The organism is Mesorhizobium sp. (assembly GCF_965229135.1).
Lineage (GTDB): Bacteria > Pseudomonadota > Alphaproteobacteria > Rhizobiales > Rhizobiaceae > Mesorhizobium.
On record NZ_OZ245860.1, the window covers coordinates 5,626,000 to 5,640,823 of the forward strand.

Genomic DNA, 14,824 nt, shown 5'->3' on the forward strand with positions numbered 1-14,824 from the left:
TATGAATGTAATACGGCGCCTTGATCAAAGCTCCTTCTCGGCCAGTTCCCTGAATTCATCGGGAACCGAGCGCGCTGCTTCCAGCGCCACCGTGCCGTAGCCGACGGCCTGCTTGCCGAAGCGTTCGCGGATCTTGTCGATGGCGCGGTCGGCGCCGAAGCGCGCCATGCCCTTTTTCGTGCCGGGGCGGCGCTTCTCGTCGGCGAGGCCGAGCGGCAATTCCAGTTGCAGTTCGGCACTTTCCTCCAGATGCGATACCGAGATCGCCAGCAGCGATATCGTCTTCTCGCGGGGATGGGCGGCGAGCACGCCGCGCACGAGGTCCTCGGCGATCTCGGCCAGCATCGCGGTCGCCGAAATCGGCTGCTCCAGCGTGATCGAGCGGGTGACGGCGCTGAGATCGGCGAAGCGTACGCGCACCGTTACCGTGCGGCCCAGCCGCGCCTTGGCGCGCAGCCGGCTGGCGACCCGGTCGGCCAGGTGCAGCAGCGTCGGCACGAACACGCTCACCACGGCCGGCTTGATGCCAAGCGCCGATTGGGCACCGGCCGAGCGCGCGCGGCGATGCGTCTCGAGCTTTCGCGGGTCGCGGTTCCAGGCGAGCGCGGCGAGTTTTTCGCCGGCCGCCGGACCGAGCAGGCGCTGCAGCGCGCCGCCATGCGTCTTGGCCAACTGGCCGATGGTCTCGACGCCGATTTCGGCGAGCCTCGCCCTGGTCACCGGGCCGACGCCCCACATCAGCCCGACCGGCAGTTCGTGGAGGAATTCAAGCTCGGTGCCGGGATCGACGACCACCAGCCCGTCGGGTTTTGCCACCTGCGAGGCGATCTTGGCCAGATGCTTGGTGCGGGCGACGCCGATCGAGATCGGCAGGCCGAGTTCGGCCCTCACGCGGCGGCGAATGGTGGCGGCGATGTCAGCCGGCGGGCCGAACAGATGGGTGCAGCCGGCGACATCGGCGAAGGCCTCGTCGATGGAGATGCGTTCGACCAGCGGCGTGAAATCGTCGAGCACTTTTATGGCGGCATCGCCCAGCCGCTGGTATTCGCCGAAATTGCCGCCGACGAAGATCAGTTGCGGGCAAAGCTCGCGTGCCTTGCGGCCGGGCATGCCGCCGCGCACGCCGTAAGCCCTTGCTTCATAGGATGCGGCGAGCACCACACCGCCGCCGACGGCGATCGGCTTGCCCCGCAGCGACGGATCGAGCAGTTGCTCGACCGAGGCGTAGAAAGCGTCGAGATCGGCATGCAGGACGGTGGCTGTCGTTTCCATCCCGACCGCACATCCGCAGTTGCTGATAGATGCGAACAAATAGAGAACAAAGGCGGATGATTGTCAAGTGTGAGGGCTTGAATGCATTCTACGGCGATCTTCGCGTTGGGTTCGTCGACGCCTGCGCTGTCCCTCATCTGCTGCCGCCATCTTCTCCGCGTGAACGGGGAGAAGGGTGCTTTCATCGATGGCTTCGCCAATTGTCTGCGTTGCATAGAAGGGATCGGCGTTGCGGCCAGCCTCTTTCTCCCCGTTCTAGGGGGAGAAATATCCGGCAGGACAATGAGGGGCGGCGCTGACTAAAGGTAGCTGAAGAGGGATGTCGGACGATCCTCGCCTAGACTATATGCTCCGCCCGCAACGCCGCCTTCATCCGTTCCAGCGCGGCATCGCCGCCGGCCGCCAGACCCTCGGCGATATCAGCCAGATCGCTGTCCGCCTTGCGGTGCCGGGCTCCCCAGGCGCCCAGGGTCGCAAGCACCGGTACAAGGTCAATTCCAGCCTCGGTCAGCCGGTAGATCGCCTTGAGCTTGTGGCTGGGATCGTCGCCGCGGGTGAGGATGCCTTCATCCTGCAATGTCTGCAGCCGCTCGGCCAGCGTGCGCGAGGAGATGCCTTCGTCCGATTGCAGGAACTCCCGAAAATGCTTCTTCCCGGCGAATACCAGGTCGCGGATGATCAGCAGCGTCCAGCGGTCGCCGAGCAGTTCAAGCGACAGGTTGATGGGGCAGCCGGATTTCCGCGTCGTCGACATCTCTATGGTTCCATTTTTAAATCGCTTTACTATTGACATCAATTTGACAGAAGATCAACAGTTCCAATTGTAAACCATTAAGCCCTGTCACGCTCACGGAAGGTGCCGCATGAGAAAGCTCATCCTGCAGATGCAAATGTCGGTCGATGGATTTGTCGGCACGGATGCCGGGCATGACTGGCAACTCTGGAACTGGGGCGGCGACTGTCCCTGGGACGATGCGTTGAAGCAGGACTTCAACGCCGTGTTCGTCGGCATCGACACCATCCTGCTCAGCCGCAAGATGGCCGAGGAGGGGTACCTGAGCCATTGGGGCAAGGCGGCCAGGAACTACCCGCGAGACAGTTTCTATGCCTTCGCGCAACGCGTCGTCGATATCCGCAAGGTGGTGCCAACCGACAAGATCAAGGCATCGCGGTGGGAGCGCACGACGGTTGTGAGCGCCAACCTGCCACGCGAGGTCAACAGGCTGAAAGCCGCCGGGCAGGGAGACATCGCTGTCTTCGGCGGGGCGGGGTTTGCATCGGCGCTGATCGCGGCCGGGCTGGTGGACGAGCTGCAGCTGTTCATCAATCCGGCGGTGCTTGGCGACGGCGTTCGGATATTCGATGCCGGCGGGTTCTCTCGGCCGCGGCTGCTCGGCTCGAAGGCCTATGCCTGCGGCATGGTGGTGAACCGCTACGCGCCCGCTGTATGAGCCATGGCGCATTGTGGCGCACAGCCATCGGAATGGAGTTTTCGCGGCGACTGGATAAAAAGTGCAACCGGATTGTCGGAACAGGGTCCGCGCCGGCGTCCTCCGGACGCAAGCGGCGTGGTGAAGCCCGGGCAAGCCACGCCGTGCGGACACCATTCGGGAGAAAAGCATGAGCCTTTCCTATCGTTGGGTCATCGTCGCCGCCGGCGCCGTGATGACCTGTGTCGCGCTGGGCGCGATGTTTTCGCTGGCGATCTTCCTGGAGCCGATGGCCCTCGACACCAATTGGTCGCGCGCCGGCATTTCGAGCGCCATGACGCTGAATTTCCTGGTGATGGGGCTCGGCGGTTTTGCCTGGGGCGCGATTTACGACCGCTTTGGCGCGCGCCCCGTCGTCATGATCGGCGCGGTCATGCTCGGCTTGGCGCTGGTGCTGGCCAGCCGGGCGGGCTCGCTGCTGTCCTTTCAACTGACCTACGGCGTGCTGGTCGGTCTTGCCGCCAGTTCCTTCTTCGCGCCGATGATCGCGCTGACCACCGGCTGGTTCGACACCAACCGCGGCCTTGCGGTGTCGCTGGTCTCGGCCGGCATGGGCGTCGCGCCGATGACCATCTCGCCCTTCGCGCGCTGGCTGATCTCGGCCTATGACTGGCGCACCGCCATGTTCGACATCGGCGTGATGGCCTGGGTGTTGCTGATACCGGTGGTGTTCCTGGTGCGACAGCCGCCCAAGCCCGCCGTGAACGCGACCGGCCCGGAGCCGGTCGCGGAAGGGGCGGGCCTGTCGTTGGGGCAGGCGCTGCGCTCGCCGCAATTCATCGTGCTGGGCCTTACCTTCCTTGCCTGCTGCGCGGCGCATTCGGGGCCGATCTTCCACATGGTCAGCTACGCCATGCTGTGCGGCGTGGCGCCCATGGCGGCGGTCTCGATCTACAGCGTCGAGGGCCTGGCGGGCCTGGGTGGCCGGCTGCTCTATGGCCTGCTTGCCGACCGGCTGGGCGTCAAGCCCGTGCTGATCGCCGGGCTCGCCATACAGGCAGTGGTCATCGCCGCCTATCTGGCGGTCAGCCAACTCGAGCATTTCTACATGCTGGCCGTCATCTTCGGCGCCACCTATGGCGGCGTCATGCCGCTCTACGCGGTGCTGGCGCGCGAGTATTTCGGGCAGCGCATCCTCGGCTCGGTGTTTGGCGCCGCGACCATGCTGTCCAGCCTCGGCATGGCCTTCGGGCCGCTCGCCGGCGGCATGGTGTTCGATGCCTATGCCAGCTATTCCTGGTTGTTCATCGGCTCGGCCATCGTCGGGCTGGGCGCGGCGGGCATCGCGATTGCCTTCCCGCCACTGCCGCGCCGGGAATTGCAGCCGGCATAGAGGGCAGGGGCGATCCATCAGGCTGGATATCGCCATGCCCGAGCAAAGATCGGGTTGACCGTTCCGGGGTGCGAAGCGAGTATCGACCCGGGAATGGCCGAGAGCCGACTGCAGGAGGAAATGCGATGGACGAGCCCGAACGCTGGCGCCACATGTCGACGGCGCCAAGGGATGGCAGCCGAATCCTGGTTACGGTCCGGCCGTCCGAACAAGGCCCCGCTGAAGTCGACCTCGCCTACTGGTCGCGCGCCGACCAGTTCGCCAGCGAGGGATGGCGCGCTTCCGACTCTTCGCCGGGACGCGTCATCGAATATGCCGAGCCGGAGTTGAAGTGCTGGATGCCGCTGCCGTCCGCCAATGCGGGCCGCGGTTCGATGCCGGCGCCTTGGGAGGGCGAAGACGCCCAGCAACTGGATGGGTCGGGGATATAGGACGGGGCGTTTCACGCGGCCGGTAGCGACAACGCCGCAGCCTCGGTGCAAAGGCATTTCAGATCATCCGGCGATCTTGCGTGGTGGCCCGATTCATATGAGCAATTGCTAATTGACAGCCCGATTGAAACGGCGCTCACTGACCGTGCAGGTGGATCGCGGGCATAAGGCCGAAGAATTCGACCGTCGGCGCCGCCTTTGGGAGGACGCCATGCCAACAGTCATAGGCCATCACACCATCACCAAGGACGCCAGGCACTGGCTCAACTCGCCCAAGCGCGCGGAACTGTTCGGGGCGCTCGGGGTCACCAACATCCGCACATTTGTCGATCCGCGGAACCCGACCCGGGTGGCCCTGATGATGGATGTTCCGGACATGGACGCCCTGGCGGCGGCCATGACCAGCCAGAAAGCCGCCGAAGCGATGGCGCATGATGGGGTCGTGCCAGAATCGCTGGTGATCCTTGTTGAATCGAAAAGATAGGCGCCCCGCAGGGCCGGTAGCCTGAAGAGGTTAGGGTCTCCATCCCGATGGAATCGGGATGGAGTTCTCTCTATGCGCCGTCAGAACAAAAACGCCGCCGTCGCCGGGTCCGGGCCGGTACGGCCGTCTGGCGAGTCCAAGCCGCGAATGGTCGACATATCAGCCGCCGTCAGCTCGAAGTCGGAGACATCGAAATTGGCGGCGATGCGGTCCTGGTGGATGGACTTCGGGATGACGATCAGGCCTTCCTGAACATGCCAGCGGATGATCGTCTGCGCGACGGACTTGCCATGGTTCCGGGCTATTGTTTCGATGGTCGGATCGCTCAGCAGGCGGCCTGAGCCGAGCGGGCTCCAGCTTTCGGTGTGGATGCCGTGCCGGGCGTGAAAATCCCGGAGGTCGCGCTGCTGCAGGCGCGGATGCAACTCGATCTGGTTGACGACGGGCGTTTCGCCGGTCTCGCCGATGATCCGCTCCAGATGGTCGCGGTTGAAGTTGGAAACGCCGATCGACTTGATGCGACCGTCCTTCTTCAGTTCGATCAGCGTCTTCCAGGCCTCGACATATCTGTCCTGGCTGGGCACCGGCCAGTGGATCAGGAACAGGTCGAGCTGGTCGATGCCGAGCTTGGCCATCGTGTCGTCGAACGCCTTCAGCGCCGCGTCGCGCTTGTGGGCGCCATTGCGCAATTTCGAGGTGATGAACAGATCGCCGCGCGGCACGTCGGCGGCGCGGATCGCCTCGCCGACGCCTTCCTCATTGTTGTAGCCTTCGGCGGTGTCGATCAGCCGGTACCCGGCCTCGATGCCCCAGCCCACGACCTTTGCCGTCACCTTGGGGTCGACCTGCCAGACGCCAAGGCCAATCTGGGGGATGGTGGCGCCGTCGTTCAATTTCAGTTGCTGGGGCATGGTCGTGTCCTTCTGAGGCGGGAGGGCCGGACGCATGGTCCGGCGCTCAGCCTATCTAGGCACTACATCGGGTGACGACCAGTCGCGGTGGACAAATTGCCGATGTTGCGGGTGGTGGTCACGGATGTTGCAGCTCTATCCTCAGCCGCCGTGCTGCCCCTCATCTGCCTGCCGGCATCTTCTCCCCGTGAACGGGGAGAAGGACGCATGCGCCGATGATTTCGCCAACTATAAACGTTGCGGAGTATGGAGCAAAGGTAGCGGCCGGCCCCTTCTCCCCGTCACTATACTGGGAGAAGATGCCGGCAGGCAGATGAGGGGCAGCGCTGCCTTTCGCGATTTTGACTAGACTAGCGGACCGTGGCAGGGCTGGCGCGTCCCACGAACTGCGCGCTACCTTGGCCGCCGCACCGCGCGGATGACGCGGGCGTTGCCGCTGCCGCAGAAGAGGCGGTCGCCGCCGTCGGATTCCAGCCCGGAAATGCCCATGCCCGCGGGCATGTCCAGCGTCTCCAGCACCTTTCCCGTTTGCGGGTCGACGCGGCGCAGGTCGCTCTGCTCGGCCTCCCAGGTTGCGTGCCACAGCTCGCCGTCGACCCAGGTCACGCCCGTGACGAAGCGGTTGGATTCGATGGTGCGCAGGATCGCGCCGGTCTCGGGATCGATCTGGTGAATCTTGCGCTCCCTGTACTGCCCGACCCACAGCCTGCCTTCGGCCCATGTCATTCCGGAATCGCGGCCGCCGCCGGGGGAGGGGATGGTGGACAGGACCTTGCCGGTGTCGGGGTCGATCTTCTGGATGCGATCCCCTGCGATCTGATAGAAATACCTGCCGTCATAGGCCGTGCCGGCATGGGCGGCGACATCGATCGAGCGCAGCGTCTTTCCAGTCTCGGGGTCGAAGGCATTCAGCATGTCGCCAGCGGCGAACCAGACGTTTTCCCCATCGAAGCTCACGCCGGCGACCGTCTCCGCCTCCGGAAAGGGATACTCGCGCAGGATTTCCGCCGTTGAGTGTTTCATGTCTTGTTCTCTCCAGAATGATCGGACATGTCCTGCTTGAACGCCGCCTCGCTGGCAGTCGGTCCGGCCTCATGCTCTAGCCGTTCGGCAGCGGCGCCGGGAGTAACAAGGTCGTCGTGAATCCCGCCACCGGCGGCGTCATCCAGCGGCGCGCCCGCCCGTGCCCGAACGACTGCACCTTGCCCGCTTCCGCCAGTTGCTCGAGCGCGCGTTGCACGCTGCGCTGGCCGCCGCCGAGCGCCAGGGCCAGGGCCGAACTCGCCCACGCCTCGCCGTCGGCCAGCAAGGCCAGCACCGAAGCGTGCCGCTCCTCGATCGGCCGCGCCAGCACCACAACAGCGCCTGGCTGGCGCGGCGCCAGCGCAAAACCTCGGCTGGTGGCGCCGATGTCGGCCAACTCCCGCAGTTCGGCCCGCAGCCGGCCGATCTCGACGCGCAGCCGCGCACGATGCGATTCATCGGCATGCCTGCCGCCGAAAGCCCTAGCGATCAGCGTTGCCCGCGCCACGTCGCCCGGCCATGCCTCGGCGAGCGCGCGTACCAGCGCGAACAGCACCGGACGCGTTGCCAGCGAAACCGCCGTTTCCTGCTTGCGAACGGCATGGCGGAACGTGTCGACGACCAGCGACGGCGATGCCTGAAGCGCCTCGACCTCCGCGAGCAGCAGCGGGCGTTCCTCGCCGTTTGCGATCAGGCGCGCCGCCGGCGTGTCCAGTGCCAGGAACGCGCTGTCGACCTCCGCCAAGAGGCCGGCAATGCCGGCATGGCGGGCGGCGAGCCGCGCCCATTCGAGCGCCGTGCGCGCGGCTTTTGTCTTGAGACGCCGCATGGCGATGCCGGCGACGGCGAGTTCGTGTGCCGCGCGCGATGCCGGCGGCAGCGGTGCGGGATCCAGCCCGGCCAGCACCTGCTCGGCCTCGTCGAGACGGCCGATCAGCAGCAGGCGCCGCACTTTCAGATGGCCGGCATGCGCCGCGTTCAGCCGGTCGCCATGCTTTTCCAGTGTTGCGCGGGCGGCGTCGAGCGCCTTGGCCGGCCAGCCGAGGTCACGCGAGACCAGCGCGATCTCGGCCTCGGCGACGACGCATCGGGCACGAGCCACCGCCTCCTTCGGGCCGAAGGCGCGGGCGGCGCGCTTCAGCAGCGCCTTGGCGCGCTCGAACTCGCCAAGCTGCGCCATGGCGATGCCGCGCAGCGCCAGCGCCGGGGCATCGTCGCGCAAGGCGACGCGGTCGAGCGCGCCGAGCGGATCACCCGCCGCCAGCGCCAGCCCGGCCGCGGTGATCAGCGAGTCCATTCGAATCCCGTCACACTTGTAACTCCCACCCCGGCGCGCCGCGGTCCTAACTTACGTCCGTACCGTCAACCGGCAAGCCGCCTCGGCCCAGAAAATCGCGGGCAATGCGCGGCACGCCAAGGAGAACACCGAACATGCACAGTTGCGACGACCTGACCCATGGGGCGGCAACCGCCACGTCCGCGCGCGCCCGCCACCCCTGCTGCGGCGGGCCCGAGGACGCAAATCCCGCCACGCTTGTCACTCCCGCCTCCCGGCCCGGCGACACCAGCCTGGCCCAGGACCGGCTCACAGCACCGCGCCGTAACGACGCGACGACAGATTGATCAAGGAGAAGACCGATGAACAAGCACGTAGCCATGAAGACGCCGCCGATCGTTTCCCAGGAGGCCTGGGAGGGCGCGCACGAGGAACTGCTGATGAAGGAGAAGGCGACGCTGCGCGCCAGGGACGCGCTGGCCGCCGAGCGGCGGCGCATGCCATGGATGGAAGTGGACAAGGCCTATGTGTTCGAAGGCCCCAATGGCAAGGTCAGCCTCGTCGACCTGTTCGAAGGCCGCCGCCAGTTGATCGTCTACCGCGCCTTCTTTGAACCGGGCGTCTATGGCTGGCCCGATCATGCCTGCCGTGGCTGTTCGCTCGGCGCCGACCAGGTCTCGCATCTCGCCCATCTCAACGCCCGCGACACCACGCTGGCCTACGCCTCGCGGGCGCCGCAGGCCGACATCGCCAGGCTCAAGAACCGCATGGGCTGGGAGATGCCCTGGTACACGATCACCGACAGCTTCGACAAGGATTTCGGCGTCGATGAATGGCACGGCCACAACGTGTTCTTCCGCGATGGCGACCGGGTGTTCCGAACCTATTTCATCAACAACCGTGGCGACGAGGTCATGGGCACCGTCTGGAGCTATCTCGACATAACGCCGCTCGGCCGCCAGGAGGTCTGGGAGGATTCGCCCGAAGGCTATCCGCAGACCCAGACCTACAAATGGTGGAACTGGCACGACAATTACGAGGAAGGTGCGGCGCCCGACAAGAGGTGGGTCGAGGTGTCTGATGCCGGAGAGGCGGCTTTCCGCGAGAAGAGCGCCCAGTAAGGATTGGCGGGTCTGAGACCAGCTTGGGTTCCTCGCCCCACCTTCGGCGGGGGCGAGGAACCCAAGTCCTGGCCGGTAACCATCAAGGATAAAGACCATGACTGATATCCACGCAGCCGCCGGTGGGGTAGTTCCCGAAAACACCAGGACGGCCACTCTGGGCATCGCCGACTGGCTGTGCCTGGCCGCCGCGCCGATCTTCGCGCTTATGGCGCTGGCCACCTGCGTTCTTGGCGGTAATGCTTCCATGTTGTGCATGGGGATGCCGGATGCGTCGCCTCTCACCGGCATGCCGGTAATGTATCTCCTGATGAGCGCCTTTCATCTGGCCCCCTGGTTGAGGGTGCTATCCGGTCGGCAGGCCCGGCAATAGCTGGGGGTCGGTCATGCCGACCCCAGCTACGCGCCATCCTTCGTCTTGAAAACCCGCGCATAAAATTCGCCGACGATACCGCGCCGGAAGACCAGCACGCAGATCATGAAGATCAGGCCGGTGGCGATGGTCACGGGGAAGCCGGAGGTGGCGAGCGTGTTTTCCAGGCCGACAACGAGGCCGGCGCCGATGATCGGGCCGACCATGGTGCCGATGCCGCCGAGCAGGGTCATCAGGATGACTTCTCCCGACATCTGCCAGGTGACGTCGGTGAGCGTCGCGAACTGGAAGACGATGGCCTTGAGCGCGCCGGCCAGTCCGGCCAGCGCCGCCGACATGACGAAGGCGGCCAGCTTGTAGTTGGCGACGGAATAACCGAGCGATATCGCGCGGTTCTCGTTTTCGCGGATCGAGCGCAGGATCATGCCGAAGGGCGAGTTGACGATGCGCCAGATGGCGAACACGCCGATCAGGACGACCGTCAGCACGACATAGTAGATGTTCAGGGGATCATTGAGGTCGATGAGACCGAAGAGGTGGCCGCGCGGTACGCCCTGGATGCCGTCCTCGCCTTCGGTGAAGGGCGCCTGCACGCAGAAGAAATAGAACATCTGCGCCAGCGCCAGCGTGATCATGGCGAAATAGATGCCCTGGCGACGGATGGCGAAGAAGCCCATGACGAGGCCAAGCAGGGCAGCCCCCGCGACTCCGAGCAGTATGCCGGCTTCGGGCGGCCAGCCCCATACTTTCATCGCATGGGCGCAGAAATAGGCGGCGCCGCCAAAGAAGGTGGCGTGGCCGAAGGAGAGCAGGCCGGTATAGCCGAGCAGAAGGTTGAAGGCGCAGGCGAACAGCGCGAAGCAAAGCATCTTCATCAGGAAGATGGGATAGACGAAGAAGGGGGCCGCCAGCAGCGCCACGATGCCCAGCGCCACCAGCGCCCATTCCAGCCGGGCCGAGGTTTTGGCGGCGGCATCCTGGGGCGTGACAGCTACCATGTCAGGCGTCCCTTCCAAACAGGCCGGCCGGCCGGACCAGAAGCACGATCGCCATGATGACGAAGATCACCAGGTTGGAGGCTTCGGGATAGAACACCTTGGTCAGCCCTTCGGCCAGGCCCAGCATGTAGCCGGTGACGATGGCGCCGAGGATCGACCCCATGCCGCCGACGACGACCACGGCGAAGACGACGATGATGAGGTCCGATCCCATCAATGGGCTGACCTGGTAGACGGGGGCGGCCAAGATGCCGGCAAGGCCGGCCAGCGCCGAGCCCAGCCCATAGGTCAGGGTGAGCAGCAACGGCACGTTGACGCCGAAGGCCTGCACCAGCCGGGGATTTTCCGTCGCCGCGCGTAGATAGGAGCCGAGTCGCGTCTTCTCGACCAGCGCCCAGGTTCCGAAGCAGACGATGAGCGACGCCACCACCACGAAGCCGCGATAGTTGGGCAGGAACATGAAGCCCAGATTGGTGCCGCCGGCGAGCAGCGGCGGCACGGAATAGGGATTGCCGGAAACGCCGTAAAAGTAGCGAAAGACACCCTCGATGACCAAGGCGAGGCCGAAGGTGAAGAGCAGGCCATAGAGCGGATCGAGGTCGTAGAGCCTGGACAGCGCGAGGCGTTCGACCACCATGCCGAAAACGCCGACGACCAGCGGCACGAGGATGAGGGCCGGCCAGTAGCCTATGCCCAGATGGACGAGCAGCAGGTAGCCGACGAAGGCGCCGAGCATGTATTGCGCGCCATGGGCGAAATTGATGATGCGCAGCAGGCCGAAGATGATGGCCAGCCCCAGGCTCAGCATGGCGTAGAACGAGCCGTTGATGAGGCCGACCAGCAACTGGCCGAGCAATGCCTGGACGGGGATTCCGAAGATCATGGTCATGGCGGCGTCACCAAAAGGGCCGCTGCATTCGCGAGCAGGGCAATTGAGCCGGGACCGGCCAATTGTCGGCGTTTGCGCTGCCCCTCATCGCCCTGCCGGGCACTTCTCCCCGTATAAGGACGGGGAGAAGGGGCTGAACGCAGCTTAGGCGCCGTTCCTGCAACGCTGCTGATTGGCGAAATCATCAATGACAGCGCCCCTCTCCCCGTCACTATACGGGGAGAGGATGCCGGCAGGCAGGTGAGGGGCAGCGGCGACGCCAGGCAGATAAAGGCTACTTTCGCGGTCATACGCCCAGAACCTCGTGCAACTGCGTCATGTGCGACGACAATTCCCCAACCGGGAATTCACCCACCACCTTGCCGTGTTCCATCAGGTAGAAACGGTCGGCGACGCGGCTGGCGAAGCGGAAATTCTGCTCGACGAGCAGGATCGTCATGCCGCGCTGCTTGAGCGTCGCCAGCAATTCGCCGATGCGCTGGACAATGACGGGCGCCAGGCCCTCGGTCGGCTCGTCGAGCAGCAGCAGCTTGACCCCGGTGCGCAGCATGCGGGCGATGGCCAGCATCTGCTGTTCTCCACCGGACAGTTTCGTGCCCGGACTGTTGCGGCGCTCCTTGAGGTTCGGGAACAGCGCGAATATCTCCTCGACGCTCATGCCGCCCTTGGCGACGACCGGCGGCAGGATCAGGTTTTCGTCGACGGTCAGCGTGGCGAAGATGCCGCGCTCTTCCGGCACGAAGCCGATGCCGGCATGGGCGGTCTTGTGCAGCGGCAACCGCATCAGATCCTGGCCGGCGAAGCTGACCTGGCCGGTGCGCTTGCGGATCAGTCCCATGATGGCGCGCAGGGTCGTCGTCTTGCCGACGCCGTTGCGGCCAATGAGCGTGACCGTCTCGCCTTCGAAGACGTCGAGGTTGACGCCGTGCAGCGCGTGGCCTTCGCCATACCATGCGTTGAGATCGCGGACGCGGAGGAGGGGAGCCGCCTCAGCCATGATCAGTCCCCATGTAGGCGACCTTGACGCGCTCGTCCGAACTGACTGTCTGGTAGTCGCCGGCGGCGAGGATCTCGCCGCGTTGCAAAACGGTGATCCAGTCGCAGAGATCGGCCACGACCGTCAGATTGTGCTCGACCATCAGCACGGCGCGATCCCTGGCAATCGAGCGGATGAGATTGGAAACCGTGCCGACATCCTCATGCCCCATGCCGGCCATCGGCTCGTCGAGCAGCAGCACCTTGGGGTCGAGCGCCAGCGTCGTGGCGATCTCCAGAACGCGCTTGCGGCCGTAGGAAAGATCGCCGGCCGAGCGGTTCCTGGCATCGTCCAAGCCCACGGACCGCAGAAGTTCCTCGGCGCGCGGCGTGAGGCTGTCGAGCGCCGACAGAGAGCGCCAGAACTGGACGCCGAGGCCATTCGGCCGCTGCAGCGCGACACGGACATTGTCGAGCACGCTGAGATGCGGGAACACGGCCGATATCTGGAACGACCGCACCAGCCCCATGCGCGCCACCCTGGCCGGCGCGGTGCGGGTGATGTCGCGTCCCAGCAGTTCGATCCGGCCGCTGGTCGGCTGCAGGAACTTGGTGAGCAGGTTGAAGACGGTGGTCTTGCCCGCGCCATTGGGGCCGATCAGCGCGTGGATCCTGCCGTGGTGGACGTCGAGGTCGACATTGTTGACGGCGAGGAAGCCGCCGAAGTCACGCTTGAGGCCTCGGGCGGAAAGGACCACCCGAGGTTCCGCATCCGCGCTCGCGGGCATCACGGCCACGGCGGCCGTTGCCCTCACTTGGTGACGAGCGGGCAGCCGCTGTCCTGCGCTTTCATGAAGGCCTGGTCGCCCGGAATGGTGGCCAGATAGGTGTAGTAGTCCCAGTCCTTCTTGCTCTCCTCCGGTTTCTTGACCTGGTAGAGATACATGTCGTGCACCATGGAGCCGTCGGCCTGGACCTTGCCGTTCGCCGTGAAGACGTCGTTGACCGGCATTTCATGCAGTTGCTTGGCGACCGCCTCGGTCTCGTCGGTGCCGGCCTTCTCGACCGCCTTCAGATATTGCGTCACCGCCGAGTATGTGCCGGCCTGGATCATGTTGGGCATGCGGCCGGTGCGCTTGAAGAAGCGCTGGGCGAATTCGCGGCTCTTGTCGTCGCGGTCCCAGTAGTAGCCTTCGGTCAGCACGACGCCCTGCGCCGCCTGGAGGCCGAGGCCATGGACTTCGGCCAGCGTGAACAGAAGGGCCGCAAGCCGCTGGCCGCCGGCGACGATGCCGAATTCCGCCGCCTGCTTGATGGCGTTGGACGTGTCGAGGCCGGCATTGGCGAGGCCGACGATCTTGGCGCCGGAGGACTGCGCCTGCAGCAGGAAGGACGAGTAATCGGTGGAGCCCAGCGGATAGCGCACCTCGCCCAGCACCTTGCCGCCGGCGGCTTCGACCAGCTTGGAGGTCTGGTCCTTCAACGAATAGCCGAAGGCGTAGTCCACGGTGATGAAGTACCAGCTGTTGCCGCCCTGCTTGACGAGTTCGCCGCCGGTGCCGACCGCCTGCGAATGCGTGTCGTAGGCCCAGTGGAAGCCGTAGGGCGAGCATTGCTTGCCGGTGAGATCGGTGGCGGCCGCCCCCGTGACGATGTCGATCTTCTTCTTTTCCTTGGAAATGCCCTGGACAGCCAGCGCCACCGAGGACGTCGTCAGCTCCATGATGGCGTCGACCTGCTCGGTGTCATACCACTGGCGGGCGATGTTGGAGGCGATGTCGGGCTTGTTCTGATGGTCGGCGTCGACGATCTCGATCGGCGCGCCCAGCACCTTGCCGCCGAAATCCTCGGCCGCCATCTTGGCCGCCGCGACCGACCACTTGCCGCCGAAATCGGCGTAGACACCGGACTGGTCGTTGAGGATGCCGATCTTCACCTTGCCGTCGGAGATTTCGGCCGCCGATGCCGAAACCATGGTCGCCGCGAAAAACGCGGCCGAAACGAGGTACGTCGTCTTCACTGGAACTCCTCCCTTGCGGCCATCCGTCGGTCAACCCGGCGTCAGCCTTGTCACTGCTTCAAGAACGCCCCCGATTTTCCTGGAAATATAGTATGTTTGCAGCATACGTTCGCAACCCCGAACCGCCCATGCGAAGTCGTAGCATCGACACGCGGTCACGAGAACTGCTGCTTTCGTAGCACGCCGTCGTTCCTGCTCTGGTCGATTGCCATGCGATGGGCAGGTGGT

At 65.1% G+C, this 14,824-nt stretch carries 17 protein-coding genes; 7 read left to right on the forward strand and 10 right to left on the reverse strand.

Annotated elements, in window-relative coordinates; all coding sequences use genetic code 11:
• Positions 1-24 precede the first annotated feature (24 nt).
• Both dinB and ACO07C_RS27105 read right to left on the reverse strand, forming a co-directional pair.
• A complete protein-coding gene (dinB, locus tag ACO07C_RS27100; protein ID WP_421917244.1) occupies positions 25-1,272 on the reverse strand; it encodes a DNA polymerase IV in 1,248 nt (415 codons plus the stop codon).
• 337 nt (positions 1,273-1,609) lie between these two features.
• On the reverse strand, positions 1,610-2,026 hold the full coding sequence (locus ACO07C_RS27105) for a winged helix-turn-helix transcriptional regulator (RefSeq protein WP_421917245.1): 417 nt from the start codon (positions 2,024-2,026) through the stop codon (positions 1,610-1,612).
• A gap of 109 nt (positions 2,027-2,135) precedes the next feature.
• Between ACO07C_RS27105 and ACO07C_RS27110 the strand changes: the two genes are divergently transcribed.
• The 4 genes from ACO07C_RS27110 (at position 2,136) to ACO07C_RS27125 (ending at position 5,010) form a co-directional block, all read left to right on the forward strand.
• The gene (locus ACO07C_RS27110; RefSeq protein ID WP_421917247.1) at positions 2,136-2,723 is read left to right on the forward strand and encodes a dihydrofolate reductase family protein; all 588 of its coding nucleotides are present in this window, start codon (positions 2,136-2,138) and stop codon (positions 2,721-2,723) included.
• A gap of 169 nt (positions 2,724-2,892) precedes the next feature.
• The gene (locus tag ACO07C_RS27115) at positions 2,893-4,095 is read left to right on the forward strand and encodes an MFS transporter (protein ID WP_421917248.1); all 1,203 of its coding nucleotides are present in this window, start codon (positions 2,893-2,895) and stop codon (positions 4,093-4,095) included.
• A 125-nt stretch (positions 4,096-4,220) separates the two neighbouring features.
• A complete protein-coding gene (locus ACO07C_RS27120) occupies positions 4,221-4,526 on the forward strand; it encodes a hypothetical protein (protein ID WP_421917249.1) in 306 nt (101 codons plus the stop codon).
• A 211-nt stretch (positions 4,527-4,737) separates the two neighbouring features.
• Positions 4,738-5,010 carry a hypothetical protein gene (locus ACO07C_RS27125; RefSeq protein WP_421917250.1) on the forward strand — a complete coding sequence of 91 codons (273 nt, stop codon included), beginning with the start codon at positions 4,738-4,740 and terminating at the stop codon, positions 5,008-5,010.
• A gap of 80 nt (positions 5,011-5,090) precedes the next feature.
• On the opposite strand, the gene ACO07C_RS27130 is transcribed toward ACO07C_RS27125, so the two are convergent.
• The 3 genes from ACO07C_RS27130 to ACO07C_RS27140 form a co-directional block, all read right to left on the reverse strand.
• On the reverse strand, positions 5,091-5,921 hold the full coding sequence (locus ACO07C_RS27130; protein WP_421917251.1) for an aldo/keto reductase: 831 nt from the start codon (positions 5,919-5,921) through the stop codon (positions 5,091-5,093).
• Positions 5,922-6,314: 393 nt separating this feature from the next.
• On the reverse strand, positions 6,315-6,944 hold the full coding sequence (locus ACO07C_RS27135; RefSeq protein ID WP_421917253.1) for a DUF5074 domain-containing protein: 630 nt from the start codon (positions 6,942-6,944) through the stop codon (positions 6,315-6,317).
• A gap of 76 nt (positions 6,945-7,020) precedes the next feature.
• Positions 7,021-8,241 (reverse strand): helix-turn-helix domain-containing protein, encoded by a 1,221-nt coding sequence (locus ACO07C_RS27140; protein WP_421917254.1) that lies wholly within the window; start codon positions 8,239-8,241, stop codon positions 7,021-7,023.
• A 134-nt stretch (positions 8,242-8,375) separates the two neighbouring features.
• Here ACO07C_RS27140 and ACO07C_RS27145 point away from each other — a divergent pair, with 134 nt between their 5' ends.
• From ACO07C_RS27145 to ACO07C_RS27155, 3 genes are all read left to right on the forward strand, one after another.
• Positions 8,376-8,567, forward strand: a complete 192-nt coding sequence (locus ACO07C_RS27145; protein ID WP_421917256.1) for a hypothetical protein — start codon at positions 8,376-8,378, stop codon at positions 8,565-8,567.
• A gap of 15 nt (positions 8,568-8,582) precedes the next feature.
• The gene (locus ACO07C_RS27150; RefSeq protein WP_421917257.1) at positions 8,583-9,341 is read left to right on the forward strand and encodes a DUF899 domain-containing protein; all 759 of its coding nucleotides are present in this window, start codon (positions 8,583-8,585) and stop codon (positions 9,339-9,341) included.
• 97 nt (positions 9,342-9,438) lie between these two features.
• Positions 9,439-9,714, forward strand: a complete 276-nt coding sequence (locus ACO07C_RS27155) for a hypothetical protein (protein ID WP_421917258.1) — start codon at positions 9,439-9,441, stop codon at positions 9,712-9,714.
• Between the two features lie 26 nt (positions 9,715-9,740).
• Here ACO07C_RS27155 and ACO07C_RS27160 read toward each other — a convergent pair whose 3' ends face one another.
• From ACO07C_RS27160 to ACO07C_RS27180, 5 genes are all read right to left on the reverse strand, one after another.
• On the reverse strand, positions 9,741-10,712 hold the full coding sequence (locus tag ACO07C_RS27160; RefSeq protein WP_421917259.1) for a branched-chain amino acid ABC transporter permease: 972 nt from the start codon (positions 10,710-10,712) through the stop codon (positions 9,741-9,743).
• Between the two features lies 1 nt (position 10,713).
• On the reverse strand, positions 10,714-11,601 hold the full coding sequence (locus tag ACO07C_RS27165; RefSeq protein WP_421917261.1) for a branched-chain amino acid ABC transporter permease: 888 nt from the start codon (positions 11,599-11,601) through the stop codon (positions 10,714-10,716).
• 286 nt (positions 11,602-11,887) lie between these two features.
• On the reverse strand, positions 11,888-12,598 hold the full coding sequence (locus ACO07C_RS27170) for an ABC transporter ATP-binding protein (protein ID WP_421917262.1): 711 nt from the start codon (positions 12,596-12,598) through the stop codon (positions 11,888-11,890).
• Positions 12,591-13,364 carry an ABC transporter ATP-binding protein gene (locus tag ACO07C_RS27175; protein WP_421917616.1) on the reverse strand — a complete coding sequence of 258 codons (774 nt, stop codon included), beginning with the start codon at positions 13,362-13,364 and terminating at the stop codon, positions 12,591-12,593. The genes ACO07C_RS27170 and ACO07C_RS27175 overlap by 8 nt, the downstream gene beginning before the upstream one ends.
• 23 nt (positions 13,365-13,387) lie before the next feature.
• Entirely contained in the window at positions 13,388-14,596 is a 1,209-nt protein-coding gene (locus ACO07C_RS27180) for an ABC transporter substrate-binding protein (RefSeq protein WP_421917264.1), read from the reverse strand.
• Between the last annotated feature and the right edge of the window lie 228 nt (positions 14,597-14,824).

Coding starts and splice junctions, on each gene's coding strand:
- dinB (WP_421917244.1), bottom strand. CDS start 1,272: ATGGAAACGACAGCCACCGTCCTGCATGCCGATCTCGACGCTTTCTAC.
- ACO07C_RS27105 (WP_421917245.1), bottom strand. CDS start 2,026: ATGTCGACGACGCGGAAATCCGGCTGCCCCATCAACCTGTCGCTTGAA.
- ACO07C_RS27110 (WP_421917247.1), top strand. CDS start 2,136: ATGAGAAAGCTCATCCTGCAGATGCAAATGTCGGTCGATGGATTTGTC.
- ACO07C_RS27115 (WP_421917248.1), top strand. CDS start 2,893: ATGAGCCTTTCCTATCGTTGGGTCATCGTCGCCGCCGGCGCCGTGATG.
- ACO07C_RS27120 (WP_421917249.1), top strand. CDS start 4,221: ATGGACGAGCCCGAACGCTGGCGCCACATGTCGACGGCGCCAAGGGAT.
- ACO07C_RS27125 (WP_421917250.1), top strand. CDS start 4,738: ATGCCAACAGTCATAGGCCATCACACCATCACCAAGGACGCCAGGCAC.
- ACO07C_RS27130 (WP_421917251.1), bottom strand. CDS start 5,921: ATGCCCCAGCAACTGAAATTGAACGACGGCGCCACCATCCCCCAGATT.
- ACO07C_RS27135 (WP_421917253.1), bottom strand. CDS start 6,944: ATGAAACACTCAACGGCGGAAATCCTGCGCGAGTATCCCTTTCCGGAG.
- ACO07C_RS27140 (WP_421917254.1), bottom strand. CDS start 8,241: ATGGACTCGCTGATCACCGCGGCCGGGCTGGCGCTGGCGGCGGGTGAT.
- ACO07C_RS27145 (WP_421917256.1), top strand. CDS start 8,376: ATGCACAGTTGCGACGACCTGACCCATGGGGCGGCAACCGCCACGTCC.
- ACO07C_RS27150 (WP_421917257.1), top strand. CDS start 8,583: ATGAACAAGCACGTAGCCATGAAGACGCCGCCGATCGTTTCCCAGGAG.
- ACO07C_RS27155 (WP_421917258.1), top strand. CDS start 9,439: ATGACTGATATCCACGCAGCCGCCGGTGGGGTAGTTCCCGAAAACACC.
- ACO07C_RS27160 (WP_421917259.1), bottom strand. CDS start 10,712: ATGGTAGCTGTCACGCCCCAGGATGCCGCCGCCAAAACCTCGGCCCGG.
- ACO07C_RS27165 (WP_421917261.1), bottom strand. CDS start 11,601: ATGACCATGATCTTCGGAATCCCCGTCCAGGCATTGCTCGGCCAGTTG.
- ACO07C_RS27170 (WP_421917262.1), bottom strand. CDS start 12,598: ATGGCTGAGGCGGCTCCCCTCCTCCGCGTCCGCGATCTCAACGCATGG.
- ACO07C_RS27175 (WP_421917616.1), bottom strand. CDS start 13,364: ATGCCCGCGAGCGCGGATGCGGAACCTCGGGTGGTCCTTTCCGCCCGA.